This window comes from Cytobacillus oceanisediminis 2691, assembly GCF_000294775.2.
GTDB lineage: Bacteria > Bacillota > Bacilli > Bacillales > Cytobacillaceae > Cytobacillus > Cytobacillus pseudoceanisediminis.
Genome location: NZ_CP015506.1, coordinates 2,710,334 through 2,725,138 on the forward strand (window position 1 = coordinate 2,710,334; position 14,805 = coordinate 2,725,138).

Here is a 14,805-nt window from a genome sequence, read left to right on the forward strand (position 1 = left end):
TCCTTAGGACCAGAAATTTAACAGTATGGATTTTCGAGCCAATGCCGCTGTGCGGCGGAAACTCCTGCACCTAACTCCACTTCATATCCGGTCTTCAATAAAGCAAGCTCCATTGCGGCAAACATCTTCAGCATATCTGCCGCATCCGTATATCCCATATGGCCGAGACGCAAAATCTGATTCTTCACCTTTCCAAGACCGCCTCCCAATGCGATATGGAAATCTTCCCGCATCATCTTTCTGAATTCATCGGCATTATTTAATTTTACGGCTGTCAGGGTTGGACTGGCAGCCGAGTCATCCACCAGCAATTCAAGACCTAAAGCCCTTACCCCTGCCCTTGTCATATCCCGAAGTGCTGCATGCCTTTTATACTCAGCTTCTATTCCTCCGTTTCTTTCTATCATATTGCAGGCCTCAAGCAGCCCGCATACAAGTGATATATTTGGGGTATAAGGTGTTCCAGTTCCTGATTCCAGGCCTTTTTTATAAAGTTTAAGGTCAAAATAGAAGGATGGGCACTGATGATCATTTACAGTATTCCATGCTTTTTCACTCAAAGTAATCAATGCAAGTCCTGGAGGCAGCATTAAAGCTTTCTGTCCTCCAGTTGCCACTATATCAATGCCCCATTCGTCCATATATAGGGGGGTGCCGACTATCGAGCTGACCGCATCAACGAGGAATATGGCATCTGTTTCTTTTACAACTGCTGCAATCTCTTTTATGTTGTTGATTGCAGAGGTGGATGTTTCACAATGTGTCGCAAAAACAGCTCTTGCCTCAGGATTTTCCTTTAATGCTTTTCTCACATCCTCAGGATCGACAATTTTTCCCCATTCCGCATCGACCCGGACGGTTTTGCAGCCAATGTGGTCTGTAATTCCCTGAAGGTACTCACCAAAATAGCCGACAACGCAAAGGATGATCGTATCATTGGGGCCAACCGTATTAATAATTGCTGTTTCAAGGGCGGAAGCTCCGCTTGAGGTAAGCGGAATCACCAGGTTTTCAGTCTGGAATATCGTTTTGGACTTTTCAGTCGTTTCCTGAAGTACATCCTGGAAGGCTGGATTCCGGTAATCCATCATGGGGTGATCGAAACTTCTTAGCATGGCACGCTGTATTTCTTTCGGAACCTGAACCGGCCCCGGCAATCTTAAATCCAATTTCTCTTCAAACATAGCTTCCTCCCCTTATCGTTTCTGATTTATATCTTGCTAATGAGTATTGTTGCAATTTCCGTGCCAAGGTTGAATGTCTTTCTTACAAAGGTTTGTTTGTTAGAGGAGTGTTTCAGCGTTTCATTTTGGAACGATGTGGAACAGTTTGGTGAAACAGCTGGTGGTGTTAGAAATTTTCGAATTGGGTTCTTCTTTTGGGATGGTGGTACCGTTATGACGATGATTTTTTGAGGGTTCCTGATTTTCGGATTATTGACAGCGGTTATAACGACTGGATTTTTATCTGTATTCTATTTAGGTGTTGAATTACCTATTAACTACCATTTTTGCTTTACTACTCTCTTTTTCGGCGTAAATCCATTGGATTAACTAGCATTTTCGCCTTTCTCCACTCAATTTCGTCGTAAATCCATGTGATTAACTACCATTTCCGCCTTACTCCACTCAATTTCGTCGTAAATCCACGCGATTAACTACCATTTTCGCTTTACTGCACTCAATTTCGTCGTTATTCCATGTGATTAACTACCATTTTGCCTTACTCCACTCAATTTCGTCTTTAATCCATCAGATTAACTACCATTTTTCTTTACTGCTCTTTTTTTAAGCCTTGGTTAGTGTTTTTGACTGCTATTGTTCCTTCCTGTTCTGGATTTTGTAAGCAATTATGCTGAAGCTTTTCATAGTTTAAAATTAGCTTTCACAATCATTTATAAAAATATATTAAACAACAAAAGGCAGCCCCATTCTTTCGAACAGGCTGCCTTTTTAACATTATTAATTGTGGGCTTTCTAAGAAATCTTCTTTAATTCATCTGTTAAGCGGATGAATTCTTCCTTGTTTCGGCTAGTCAATGCTTCATCAATTTTTTCGCGAAGCTTTTCTTTTCGGTATTCCTTAAGAGCTTGATTTAGGACTTGTTCTGCTAACACTGACACGTTTTCCTCAGACTGTTGCGGCGAGTTAAGTAGACGTTTTTCCATTTAAAATCAACCCCTTGACCTTTTTTCTATTGTAACAGAAGTTTTCAGATTATTCAAATCATTATTTACTGGAAATTTTGTCAGCAGCTGCTAAGCTTGTTAAATACAATGTACCCGGTTAGTGAACAGTTTAAACAAAATAAAAAAAAGCTGACTCGTGAGAAAAAATAATTTCCTCACAAGTCAGCCCTCTTACGCTTTGGCTGTTTCAAGTATGCTCATTACATTTTGTACTGACTTAACAGATTGATCAAGAGCTTTTTTCTCATCGGCAGTCAATGGAATTTCAATGACACTTTCTATTCCATTTCCGCCCAGGATTGTAGGCACTCCCAGATAGATGTTACTGTATCCATACTCACCTTCCAAATAGGCAATTGAAGGAAGGATTCGTTTTTTATCTTTCAGAATCGATTCTGCCATTTCAACCATTGAAGCTGCAGGAGCATAATAGGCACTTCCCTGGCCAAGCAGATTTACAATTTCTCCTCCGCCTTTTCTGGTTCTTTCCACAATCGCTTTGATTCGGTCGGCAGGGAGTATTTTCTCCAGTGGAATGCCGCCAGCATACGAATATCTGACCAGCGGAACCATATCATCTCCATGACCGCCCAGGACAAAACCTGAAATATCTTCAATGGAAACTCCCAGCTCTTGAGCCACAAACGTATTAAATCGGGCTGTATCTAATACTCCCGATTGGCCGATTACCCTATTTTTCGGAAAACCAGTAGTTTTATAGCAGACAAAGGTCATTGCATCGACAGGATTGCTTAACACAATAATATAGCTTTCCGGGGCGTATGTTTTTATATTTTGAGAAACTTCGATCATAATCTTTTCATTTACAGCGACAAGATCGTCCCGGCTCATTCCTGGTTTTCTTGGCATTCCGGCAGTAATCAATACTAAATCGGCATCTTGAATGTCTTCATAGCTTGAAGTGCCGGTTATGCTGGCATTGAAGCGCTGAATCGGTCCAGCTTCAAGCATATCCAGGGCCTTGCCTTTTGTTGGGTTCGTCTGTGAAGGCATGTCAACTAAGATTATGTCTCCCAATTCTTTTTGGGCCAGCATCAATGCTGCTGTCGCACCCGTAAAGCCTGACCCGATTACGGCAATCTTTCTTCTCTTAAAAGTCATGGCTGTTCCTCCATTTCATCGTACTAGTGGAGTACTTTAATTATCTTCAACGCTATCCAGTTCCGCCGCAGATATCTGTTTCTTTTTGCTGGCTCCCTTTTTTACGGGGGGTGCTTCAGGAGCTGGCTCTTGTTTCATTTCCTTTGGTTTCCTGTCATCTAATAAAGCTTTTTTGATATCTTCATCAGGATGAGGTATAACATGCGCTGACACGAGTTCACCCACTCTGGCTGCTGCTTCCTTACCTGCATCCACAGCAGCCTGAACAGCACTTACATCCCCCTGAACCAAAACCGTTACTAAAGCGGCGTCCACTTTTTCCTGCTTCACCAAAGTAACATCAGCAGCTTTCAGCATGGCATCTGCTGCTTCAATGGACCCAATAAGCCCTCTTGTTTCAATCATGCCTAGTGCTCTTGCCATCCTATTTCACCTCTTTCTTTTCAACGTCTACAGAATCGATAATTCCAATAATCAATGCATCAATTGGCAATCTTATATCTCCGGACATATTTGAAGCCGAACTTCCACGCGTAACGAGAACTTGATCACCGACTCCTGCCCCAATACGGTCAACCGCAACGAATGATTTTGCTGCTGAAAGACCATGAGGCTCGACAACCAAAAATTTCAGGCCCGTTAAATTATCTTCTTTTCTTGTGGCCCATACATTGCCGATTACCGTTCCCATTTCCATGTGTTTTCAGCCCCTTTTGTATCCATTACAATGATGCTTTTTCCCAATTCCCGTGCTGTATCGCGTGCTAAAGGTGTTATAATGGTCTGTTTATCTGCGAGGATTTCATTCATTTTGCATTCTTGAACATCTCTTTGTGTGATCAGCTTCTTTGAGAGAGGCTGATCTGCGCTGATAGGCTTTGGCGCTGAAAAATCTTCCAGGCTATTGATTTCAACCCCGAACTTTAACAGCTTTTCCTTATACTCCATTAAGCTTAAAGAATACTCCCCGTTTGTTTTTTTCTCTCCATTCAGGATTTTATAAAGTTTTGTTTTCGGAATTAAGGTAACAGGGACATAGTCCATAATACAGGCTGAGAGAAGCTCGCTTTCCGGTGTATCGCAAATGCCCAGTGCCCCTTTCACAAACAAGTCCTGGGAAGCATCAAGAAAAATAACCCTCATAACATTATGCAGCTCAGCTTCTTCGCTAAAGTCATAAGGAAGGACATTCCAGTTTTCCTCTAACACTTCTAATATATTTGGATCGACTTTCCCTAAATCTCCAACTGCGAGGATATTATGTTTAGATTTAGAATTTGGAGCAGATTTGGCACCAAATAAATTTTTTACCACTTCTTCAACTATTTGTTCAATTAAATGCCGGTCAATCATAATCTTTCCTCTTGCCTTACTAACCTGCCAGCTGTTTTACCGGTAATCAGTCCTGCATTGGCTTCATCAGTATCAATATGCATTTCAAGTCTATACCGGGGTGAGATTCTAATTAACACATTTCCAAAGGATATTGGACGTTCTCCCTCTGCCTCAACTTTAACGTATTCCCCATTTTTCACGCCGAAAGTTTCAGCATCTTCCGGAGCCATATGAATGTGTGCCTGCGCGATAATAAGACCTTCTTTTTTATAAATGCTGCCCTTGGGTCCTATCAGAGTTACAGGTGAAGATCCTTCTATATTCCCGGATTCGCGGAGCGGGGGTTTCAGCCCCAGTTTGATCGAATCAGTACGGCTGACCTCTACCTGGGTCATATTGCGGGCAGGACCAAGAATGCGCACCTTTTCAAGGCTTCCTCTTGGTCCTGCGATGGTTATAGTTTCGTAAGCAGCAAATTGGCCAGGCTGAGATAAATCAGCTTTTTCGGTAAGCTGATAGCCTGTTCCAAAAAGAATCTCCAAATCTCTTTGACTTAAATGACAGTGCCGGGCAGAGACAGCCATTGGAATTGAATGATCTTTTCCTGAGGAATCTTTTAGCCTTGAGACGATTTCCTCTACAATCGATTGAATGGCTTGCTCGTTCATGGATTTAAGCTCCTAACATAGTAATCTTGTATTAAAGCTCAGCATCAATTTTTGGAAGAATGCTCTCCAATTCATTATGAGGACGAGGAATGACATGAACAGATTTCAATTCTCCAACACGCTGTGCTGCTGCAGCTCCCGCATCCGTTGCCGCTTTGACAGCACCTACATCACCGCGCACAAGCACCGTTACAATACCGCCCCCTACATGTACCTTTCCAACTAAATGAACATTCGCAGCCTTCACCATAGCATCTGCAGCTTCCACTGAAGCAACCAGCCCTTTAGTTTCAATCATGCCTAATGCAGTTAATTCTCTAGCCATTTTTATTTCCTCCTAATTAGTTAGTTTGATATTTTTTCATCACTTGATTGACCATGTCGGCAATCATCTTTGCATCCACTTCGCCATCTGGCGATACTTGCTTGAGAACTTGATTAACAATATGATCAACATCCGGGCTGCCGGCTAGTTCTTTTTCAGCTTTAGAAGATGATGATGCCGGTTTTGGGATGGTGATTTCTTTCGTACCATAAGCCATTCTTTTAATATTGATCAGGTGGCGTGCTGTTACATTATCAGAGGTAATGTTGCCGCCGAATGAACCGCATCCCAGAGTCAGAGAAGGCATCAATCCGGTTGTCGCCCCAACAGCCCCAATAGACGAGAGCGTGTTGACCATCATTCTTGAAACAGGCATTTCAAGGGCAAAATCCTTAGCCACTGCATCGTCATTCGTATGAATTGAGAGGCTATGCCCTCTTCCGCCCAAATTGAGCAGCTGCAGGCAGATATCTTTTGCCTCCTGGCAGCTTTCCGCTGTATAAAGGGCAAAAACCGGAGATAGTTTTTCAATTGAAAATGGTATGTCTTTGCCTACTCCAGTTTCTTCAGCAATTAAAACTCTTGTTTCTTCAGGGACTTGGATACTGGCCATGGCTGCGATTTTAACAGCACTTTGACCGACGATATCCGGATTCAGCTTTCCCGGTGAAGGCGAAATGACTTTTTCCAACGCCGCTTTTTCATGGTTATTTAAGAGATAAGCCCCATTATTTCTCAGTTCTCTCATGGTCATTTCTTTGATATTGCGATCGACGACAATCGATTGTTCAGTAGCGCAAATCGTTCCATTATCAAAAGATTTACTGTCAATGATCATTCTCACCGACTGGTCCACCTTAGCGGTTTTTTCAATATAGCAAGGCACATTTCCAGGCCCTACTCCATAGGCAGGCTTACCTGAGCTATATGCAGCCCTGACCAGTCCGCCGCCTCCTGTTGCTAAAATGAGATTGATGTCGCGATGCTTCATTAATTCGTTTGTTGCACTCATTGAAGACTTTGAGATCCATCCAATCAATCCTTCGGGTGCACCTGCCTGTATGGCTGCTTCATTCACAATTTTTAAAGCTTCAACTGTACATTTCACTGCCCTTGGATGTGGGCTCACGACAATGGCATTTCTTGTTTTTAGAGCAATCAGTGCTTTAAAAATGGCTGTTGAAGTAGGGTTAGTCGTTGGAATGATGCCTGCAATGACACCGTAAGGATAAGCTATTTCCGATACTTTATTTACCCGGTCCTCATGTATGATGCCTACTGTCTTTTCATCTTTGATAGACTCATAGACAGCCTTGGAACCGACTTCGTTTTTAATTTTTTTGTGCTCGGCAATGCCCATCCCTGTTTCCTCTACCGCCATCCGGGCAAGGTAAAGTGACTTGGCATAAGCAGCATCAGCGGCTTTTTTGACGATTTTGTCAACCTGCTCCTGCGTAAAGGCCATATACTTAAACTGCGCTTCCTTGGCCCGCTTTACCGCATCCCGCATTTCCTGCATGGATTGAAGATCATGATCAAATTGCAAGATTCCACGCTCCTTTCAGGATATTTTGAAAGAATTAGTATTTTATAGGGTTCTGAGAAATTTCCATAATGGCATCCCGGAAAGCATCAGCTGCTGCCTGGCATGCTGATTGAGAGCCGGTCAGCAGTCCCCCGCCAAAGTTGGTTTCCGAAGGCGGCCCGAAAAATTTAACCATTTCAACATCCGCTGCCTTTAGAGCAGCGTCAAGTCCATAAACGGCTTCCAAAGGAGGGGCTATTAAATACGCAATAGGCTCTCCGATTTTGATGCCTGCTTCCTTTGACAGATAGGACCCTGTTCTGGAAACAACATGTGCATAAATGGCATGCGCTTTTTCCTCATCAAGCGCTTCAAAATAAGCATCGGATTCAGCTGTCTGGAGGACAGCCTCCATACCGCTTTTGACTTCATCAGGAGACGGCCCTGCCAAAATTCCAATCATTTCACCTGATAATGGCCCAGAAGCATGAGCAGCACCCGCATAAAAGGACCTGGCATAAACCACTTCGACATCAGCTCTTTTAGTAGCTTCATCGAGTGCGGTATAGCCTACGTCATCGACTGTTGAGGTGAAAATCGCCAGGCTTCGGTGATGGGGCTTAAGCTGAAACTGCTTTGCAAGCTCTTGGTCCACGCTAGGAATCACCCGAACAGCCAATATATCAGCGTGAATGCGTTCTAATCCCATTTTTTCTGCCTCCTACCCTTCCTTTTTCACGAGCGATACACCACTTGCTTCATACTTTAAAACTTTTTGGATGACCGTCCCGAGATAGGCGCCAGCCTCTGCGGGAGGAATTCCGCCTTTATGTATATTGGAAATTACCATCCGGTCAGCTTCGATCGTTCCTTTTCGGGGTTCATAGCAAAGGTAGGCACTCAGTGATTCTGCACTGACCAGACCAGGACGCTCGCCAATCAATAAAACAACTACTTTGGGCTTCAGGAGCTCGCCTACTTCATCCATAACAGCCACTCGGCCTTTTTCGATATAAAAAGGGGTCCCCATATCGAGGCCTAAACTTTTTAATGATTGCTGAAGGGATAGATATACATCCTCTGCATTTTCTTCAATCGCACTTGAGCTAAGCCCGTCAGACAGAATGATTTGAACAGCCGGTCCCTTTTGGCATTTAGCAAGAATGATTTTTTTGGCTTCTTCTGATAGCTTTCTGCCATAATCGGGTCTTCGGATGTACACTTCTTTTTCATTTACCATCGTATTGACTTTAAAGAGTCCAAGATGGTTTATAAGCTCATCATTTACATCTCCATAGACAGCATCGACTGCTGCTGCATGGTCAAAGCGGAATTTCAGCCATGTGTCTGTCTTCGGTCTTGTTCCTGCTCTTCCCACCCCGATTCTTGCAGGTGTTTTGCTCTTGAGTGCCTCCAGCTCTACTGGATCTGCCGGATGATCAATGCCTGCCTTTTTTGAATAATTTTCGTTCTTATCATGACTTGCTTTAACTGTTGAGGTCATTTTAAGAGCATTTGTATTCTGATAGCTTTTAATTTTTATTAGACTGTCTGTATCCTCTTTTCCAGCCTTGATCACCTCCACTGCCATCTTGGATGGTTGTGTGCTGGGGTTTGATGTATGTTGCCAAAATTTTACTCCTGCGCTGCTTTCTTGCCCTTTCACATCAGAGGTTTGCTGCGATTGAAGTTTTTCCACTACAAGGCGTGTTACTTTTTCAATCAGTTCAGGATTCATTCATTTCAACTCCTATCGTGAAAAAATGGTTGGATCGCCTGCGATTTTGCTCAGCTTTCCATTTTCGAAGATTCCCATTTTCTCAAGCCAATCCCTGAATATTGGAGATGGCTGCTTATTCATCGTCTGCCTAAGCGTGGCAACGTCATGATAGCTCATGGATTGATAATTGAGCATGCAATCATCCCCCATTGGGGCAGCAATAATAAAATTCACTCCAGCTGCTGTCAGCAGAACGCCAAGGTCTTCGATATCGTTTTGGTCGGCCTTAATATGATTCGTGTAGCAGATATCAACACCCATAGGGATGCCATGCATTTTTCCCATAAAATGATCTTCGAGCCCGGCCCTGATGACTTGCTTATTGTTGTACAAATACTCCGGCCCAATGAAACCTACCACTGTATTTACGATGTAAGGGTCATAATGCCGGGCAAAGCCGTAATTTCTCGATTCCAGTGTCATCTGATCCATTCCAAAATGTGCTTCAGCGGAAAGCTCTGAACCTTGGCCCGTTTCAAAATATAAACGCTGAGGCCCGGTGCCGGTGCCGAGAGTTCTTGCCATGTCATTTGCTTCCTCAAGAAGTGAGGCAGTAATTCCGAATGATCGGTTGGCAGCCTCTGTTCCAGCTATGCTTTGGAAGATCATATCGGCAGGTGCTCCCTGTTCTATAGCCTTCATTTGTGCTGTTACATGTGCAAGCACACAGTTTTGTGTTGGTATTCCCCAGTCCTTGATAAAAGCATGTGTGGCATGGAGCAATCTTTTTACACTCTCAACCGAATCATCCACAGGATTAATTCCAATCACTGCATCCCCTATGCCGTAGGATAAACCTTCTTTGAGGGATGCGATCATGCCATCCACATTATCGGTTGGATGATTAGGCTGCAGACGGGAAGCCAATGTTCCTTTATATCCAATCGTTATATTGCATTTGGATAGTATTTCGATTTTGTTTGCCGCGTGAACAAGATCAAGATTAGACATGATTTTTGCGGCGGCGGCGATCATCTCACTGTTCAATCCCCTGCTGATTCTTTTTAAATCTTCTCCTGTAGTGTCATCGTCCAGGATATATTCACGAAGTTCAGCAACTGACCAATTTTTTATGCTCTGATAGACGGGTTCATTCATCCCGCTTTCTATAATTCTCGAAACCTCATCCTCTTCAGGCGAAAGCATAGGATTTTCTCGGATATCAGATAGGGTTAAATGACTTAGAACCAATTTGGCGGCGATTCTTTCCTGGACGGTTTCCGCTGCGATTCCCGCGAGGCGGTCCCCTGATTTTTCTTCATTTGCTTTTGCAAATAGATCTTTTAGATTTTCGAATTGATACACATTTCCTAAATGACTGGTTTGCAGCTTCATAAATAATCCCCCCTTTCTTACCGATGGAATGTCAATGTTTTAATGACAACAGGTACTACATTGGTTTGAAGCAGGTGGCCGATATCTATGTAATCTCCATGCTCTACCTTAATCTGGTCGATGCATACGATACTTTGCTTTGTTTCCTGAACTTTAATCGTCTGGCCAAGGACTTTAGCATGGTCGCTTTCTAATACGACAACAAGCGGCTGTTCCGGAATCGGCTTTGCTTCTAAGGATTTCAGCAAGACTGAAGATAACTCCTGAATATCACGAAAGCCCAAATATGGCAGAGCCGTTAAATACAGGGCGAAATTTTGTCCCTCCTTCTGAGGGTCATAAATTTCCACAGCCTTTTTTACTGCCTCTTGAATCTTATGGAGACCTTTTTCCAAATTGTAATCAAACCGGATCTGATAGACGGGCAAATTGCGAATTGGCAGTTCATGGCCTTCAGCATGGATGGTTGCCCCGCTGATTTCTGTCGTTTGTGTACCTGCCCCGAGAACTGTTGCCCTGACCGTTTCATCCGGTTCCACCCATTTAAAGGAGGCCAGCTCACGGCAATTTTGCAATGACTGTGCCAGCTGTTTTCCAATATCGTTATACTGAGCAGGAGAGGAATCAGCATTCTCAAAGTGGTACAAGCATTCACCGATCCCGCCTGAAAACATGATGTAATCTATCTCCTCTGTCCAATTTGGATCATGTCCCAGAAGCAAAGGCAAATCAGCCTTTAGAAGGTCCTTCCTTAGCATTCGGGCAATTGCTTCTGCCATGTAGTCTGTCAGTTTTCCGATGATAGGGTGACTTCTGCTGTCCCCTCTTTTTAAATCAGCTCCCCATTGCCGAAGGATTTGTTGAACAGGAGGAGAAATACTATTTATTTTGCCGTCTGTAAATTCAATCAGCCGGCCGCCGATATGCAGGGTGCATGTTCCGCACAGCCTTCCTGAACGATAAACTGCAGCATTGGCAGTGCCTCCGCCAATATCAATATTAGCCACAGTTTTTCCAGTCCTTTTGGATAATTCATAAGCTCCTGAACCTTTTGCAGCAATGATTCCTTCTAAATCAGGACCGGCAGTGGCGACAAGGAAATCTCCTGCATGGTCAGATAGGTAATGGACCATTTCTTCGGCATTCTGTTTTGTTGCCGTTTCTCCTGTAATAATGACAGCCCCTGTTTTAATATCAGCCGGCCGGATTCCCGCAGTAGTATACTCCTCTCTGACAAGCCTCTCTACAGCTTCAATATCTATTGATGAAGCGGTTAGAAGAGGAGTCCGGTAAATCGGGCTCCGGTAAAGCACTTCCTTTTCGATAATTTCGATTCGCGGCATATGGGTTCCGCCAGCCATATTCATGAGAGAAAATCTGCTGATGACGAGTTTGGTTGTACTCGTTCCGATGTCGATTCCTGCGCTGATTATATTCTCTTTTTGTGCATCGTAACGCTTCAACATGATCCCCGCCTTACTGTAGCAATTTAACAATTATGCAGGAAATAAAAAAAGGCACCGCATATGAGCAACCATTAATTGGTTGTTCATACAAGGCGCCTTTGCCTGATCTATTTTTTTGTATATTTAAAATATATTCTATTATCTTCGTTTTGTAAAGGGTTTCATCTGAAAATTACGACATCATCCGGCAATGAATCTGCATAATCCTGCATTTCCTGAAGAGAATGGCATTTCACGAGGCACCGTATTTCATCTATTCCTTTTCCGGAAATAGAGGAGGTAATGACAATAGGCCCTTTGGGAACTGCATTTCTAAGCTGGCTGATTGCTGAGTTTACATCCGCTTGATCAGAATCGCATTTTGTCACGACTCCAATTGGCAGCTTATTAAACCCATTGCTAAAACCTGGCGGAAAAATGGTTTTCCGCTTTGTAGAATCCTGCAAATATAGTACATGGGTCACTTCGAGTGCCGTAGCCATGATATTTTTATAGAAAAATGGATTCTCTGTATATTCGCCCGGCGTATCCACAATCCAGTCATAATAGTTCAGGGCCTGTGTTTTAACAGCTACCGCTTTGCGGCCAAGAAGAGCATTTGTTAAAGTCGACTTTCCAGCCCCGATGGAACCGATCAGCATCGCTCTGTTCATTTTGGACATTCTATATACAGCTCCTTATGATTTAGTTATTTCCGAAGGAGTGTACCTCAGTGTTTCAGATAAAAAGCGGTTGATTTCCTCCATGGCCATTTGCACAGCTGATACGGTTCCTACAATTACAAGGCTGCCTGTGAATCGGTCCAGGAACCCGATCTGCACGTCTGCCGCTTTGGTCGCCAGATCTCCTGCAATAATAACCGTTTCACTTGGTGTCAGTGTTAAAATACCTAACGCTCCTGCCTGCTGGATCCCCAGTTTTTCAAACATATCCGGATCGGGATTTGCGATTAAGTGGCTGAGTGTTACTTGTTTTCCCGGCACAAATTCTTGAATAAATCGTTTTTTTTCTTCATTCATTGCTTAGGCCCTCCCAGGTGACTCCTGCTTATATTGCTTTTTTAACCTTTTCTTCTTTCGTTAAATATTCATCTTTTCCGATAATGCCAGATTCACGGTCTTTTTTCTCCAATTCCAAAGCCTTAGGTACAGACAGCCAGTATGCTAAACCAATTCCGATGATTCCAGCAGAAATTTTACCGGCTATAATCGGAAGGATTAATGTTGGCTGGAAATTTGCTGTAAAGGATAAATGGTCACCAAGTAAAAAGGCGGCACAGACTGCAAAGGAAATATTAATGACTTTATCTTTAGGCGGCATTGTTCTGACCAATTTAAACATCGCAAGGATGTTCGCGATTGTGGCAACTATCCCTGCACTGCCTTCCTTGCTTAATCCCACTTTACTGCCAAGTGCCTCCAGCGGGCCGCCGGCATACTTTTGAAGAAGATAAACCATCGGAAATGCACCGGCAAGCATGATTCCAATATAGCCGGCAGTCTCAAGCGCCCGGAACTGATCCTCCGAATCCGCCATGATTGGGTGGAAGCCCCATCCTCCAAATACTGTTGTGAATAATCCAGTAAAAATTTCCACGATGGAAAATACCAAAACCAGCTTAATTCCCGCATCTAAAATACGTCCAAACCACATGAACCCGTTGATCATTAAATCCGGCAGGAAATATAACCCCAGTGCAATCAGGACAACAAAGATTAAAAGCGGACTTAAATTCAATAAGATTTGTCCCAAACCAAGCGCGAACTGATATTTCGCCTCGCCGGAGGTGGAAATGAAATCCCTGAAACTTGAGCTGGAAACCGCAATAATCACACTTGAAATGAAAGCACCGATTGGAATGGTCAAAACGCCTGACATCACCCCGAGAGCCATATATTTATGGTCTCTCTTATCAAGCATAGCCAGGCCCATCGGTATGGAGAAAACAATGGTTGCCCCCGCCATAAAACCGACAATCATCGCCATGATCCAGCCTTCCTGTGTTTGCTTTAACACTTCAGCTAACTGGTAGCCGCCCATATCGGTTGCCAATATGGCAGTTGCAGCTATTGCAGGATCTGCCCCGATCGCAGCAAAAAATGGACCGCAGACCTTATCGATAAACCACGATAAATATGGAATGGAAGCCATTATCCCGGCAGCCGGTACAAAAATGTGGCCAACAGCATGAAGCCCCTCCATAAATTGCTTGCCTAACCCCTCATCACTGTTGCGGATGGCTGCAAAAGCTCCAGCCACAGCACAGGCCATGATAATGTAAATAACGATTTTACCTACCATTTCCATCATAAATCCCTCCCTAAAAAGTTTTATATGTTAACGGAATCCTGCAGCTTCTTTACAAGAACATAGGATAAACAGCAGTTTGATAGTAAAAAAATAGGTAAAAAGACAAAAAGGTGCCGCACGTCAGCTTTTGCAGACGCATGGCACCTTTGCCTGTTCTATCCACTTGTAAAAGATATTAAGCGTTATATTTTACTATGATACGCTTTGCCACATTTTCCAGTGTAACCTGTTTGTTCATGCTGATCTTTCGCATTTTCTTAAAAGCATCTTCTTCATGCATGTTAAACTTTTGCATTAAAATGCCTTTTGCTTTTTCAACTATTTTTCTTTCATTTAACTTTTGATTCATGGATTCCACCTGTTCCCGGAATGCATTTGCATTCTCAGCCTGCCTGAGCGCAATTTCAACAGCTGGAATCAGACTGGCTTCATTAACAGGCTTAACAAGGTAGCCGAGTATATTTGCCTGTTTGGCTTTATCAATATATTCCCGCTGACTGTATGCTGTTAGGATCAGGATGGGTGTATTGATTTTATTGGAAATGATTTCACTTGCTTTTAGTCCATTCAGATTAGGCATCTTGATATCCATCAGGATTAAATCAGGCTTTAATGAAAGAGCAAGCTCGACCGCTCTTTCACCATCGCCTGCCTCAGCAACTACTTCATATCCAGCGTCCTGTAGCATCAAGCTTAAGTCCATGCGGACAATCGATTCATCCTCCACAACCATTATTCTTTTTTTCACAG

17 protein-coding genes are annotated in these 14,805 nt (G+C 43.3%); all 17 read right to left on the minus strand.

The annotated features are described in order from the left end of the window. Window positions 1-17 precede the first annotated feature (17 nt). Window positions 18-1,184 (minus strand): pyridoxal-phosphate-dependent aminotransferase family protein, encoded by a 1,167-nt coding sequence (locus tag A361_RS13760; RefSeq protein WP_019383112.1) that lies wholly within the window; start codon window positions 1,182-1,184, stop codon window positions 18-20. A 792-nt stretch (window positions 1,185-1,976) separates the two neighbouring features. Continuing rightward, window positions 1,977-2,168 (minus strand): IDEAL domain-containing protein, encoded by a 192-nt coding sequence (locus A361_RS13765; RefSeq protein WP_009334392.1) that lies wholly within the window; start codon window positions 2,166-2,168, stop codon window positions 1,977-1,979. 192 nt (window positions 2,169-2,360) lie between these two features. Then, window positions 2,361-3,311, minus strand: coding sequence for a malate dehydrogenase (gene mdh / locus A361_RS13770; RefSeq protein WP_019383114.1), 951 nt, complete (start codon window positions 3,309-3,311; stop codon window positions 2,361-2,363). Between the two features lie 36 nt (window positions 3,312-3,347). Further along, the gene (locus tag A361_RS13775) at window positions 3,348-3,734 is read right to left on the minus strand and encodes a BMC domain-containing protein (RefSeq protein ID WP_009334390.1); all 387 of its coding nucleotides are present in this window, start codon (window positions 3,732-3,734) and stop codon (window positions 3,348-3,350) included. Window position 3,735: 1 nt separating this feature from the next. Beyond that, window positions 3,736-4,008: a EutN/CcmL family microcompartment protein gene (locus tag A361_RS13780; protein ID WP_019383115.1), complete on the minus strand. Its 273-nt coding sequence runs from the start codon at window positions 4,006-4,008 to the stop codon at window positions 3,736-3,738. Continuing rightward, entirely contained in the window at window positions 3,990-4,664 is a 675-nt protein-coding gene (locus tag A361_RS13785; protein WP_019383116.1) for a hypothetical protein, read from the minus strand. The genes A361_RS13780 and A361_RS13785 overlap by 19 nt, the downstream gene beginning before the upstream one ends. Further along, window positions 4,661-5,314 (minus strand): phosphate propanoyltransferase, encoded by a 654-nt coding sequence (locus A361_RS13790; protein WP_019383117.1) that lies wholly within the window; start codon window positions 5,312-5,314, stop codon window positions 4,661-4,663. Before A361_RS13790 ends, A361_RS13785 begins: the two co-directional genes overlap by 4 nt. 31 nt (window positions 5,315-5,345) lie before the next feature. Beyond that, window positions 5,346-5,639, minus strand: a complete 294-nt coding sequence (locus tag A361_RS13795) for a BMC domain-containing protein (protein ID WP_009334386.1) — start codon at window positions 5,637-5,639, stop codon at window positions 5,346-5,348. A gap of 16 nt (window positions 5,640-5,655) precedes the next feature. Next, the gene (locus A361_RS13800) at window positions 5,656-7,185 is read right to left on the minus strand and encodes an acetaldehyde dehydrogenase (acetylating) (protein WP_019383118.1); all 1,530 of its coding nucleotides are present in this window, start codon (window positions 7,183-7,185) and stop codon (window positions 5,656-5,658) included. Between the two features lie 34 nt (window positions 7,186-7,219). Next, the gene (gene eutL, locus A361_RS13805; protein WP_019383119.1) at window positions 7,220-7,873 is read right to left on the minus strand and encodes an ethanolamine utilization microcompartment protein EutL; all 654 of its coding nucleotides are present in this window, start codon (window positions 7,871-7,873) and stop codon (window positions 7,220-7,222) included. A gap of 12 nt (window positions 7,874-7,885) precedes the next feature. Continuing rightward, complete coding sequence (gene eutC, locus A361_RS13810; RefSeq protein WP_019383120.1) at window positions 7,886-8,902, minus strand: ethanolamine ammonia-lyase subunit EutC; 1,017 nt, start codon at window positions 8,900-8,902, stop codon at window positions 7,886-7,888. Window positions 8,903-8,914: 12 nt separating this feature from the next. Next, on the minus strand, window positions 8,915-10,279 hold the full coding sequence (locus A361_RS13815) for an ethanolamine ammonia-lyase subunit EutB (RefSeq protein WP_019383121.1): 1,365 nt from the start codon (window positions 10,277-10,279) through the stop codon (window positions 8,915-8,917). Between the two features lie 17 nt (window positions 10,280-10,296). Further along, window positions 10,297-11,745: an ethanolamine ammonia-lyase reactivating factor EutA gene (locus A361_RS13820; RefSeq protein ID WP_019383122.1), complete on the minus strand. Its 1,449-nt coding sequence runs from the start codon at window positions 11,743-11,745 to the stop codon at window positions 10,297-10,299. 161 nt (window positions 11,746-11,906) lie between these two features. Beyond that, complete coding sequence (locus tag A361_RS13825; protein ID WP_009334380.1) at window positions 11,907-12,407, minus strand: EutP/PduV family microcompartment system protein; 501 nt, start codon at window positions 12,405-12,407, stop codon at window positions 11,907-11,909. Window positions 12,408-12,422: 15 nt separating this feature from the next. Beyond that, window positions 12,423-12,764, minus strand: coding sequence for an ethanolamine utilization microcompartment protein EutS (eutS, locus tag A361_RS13830; protein WP_009334379.1), 342 nt, complete (start codon window positions 12,762-12,764; stop codon window positions 12,423-12,425). 28 nt (window positions 12,765-12,792) lie between these two features. Continuing rightward, the gene (gene eutH / locus A361_RS13835; RefSeq protein ID WP_019383123.1) at window positions 12,793-14,052 is read right to left on the minus strand and encodes an ethanolamine utilization protein EutH; all 1,260 of its coding nucleotides are present in this window, start codon (window positions 14,050-14,052) and stop codon (window positions 12,793-12,795) included. Window positions 14,053-14,230: 178 nt separating this feature from the next. Further along, entirely contained in the window at window positions 14,231-14,803 is a 573-nt protein-coding gene (locus A361_RS13840; RefSeq protein WP_009334377.1) for an ANTAR domain-containing response regulator, read from the minus strand. Window positions 14,804-14,805: the final 2 nt, after the last annotated feature.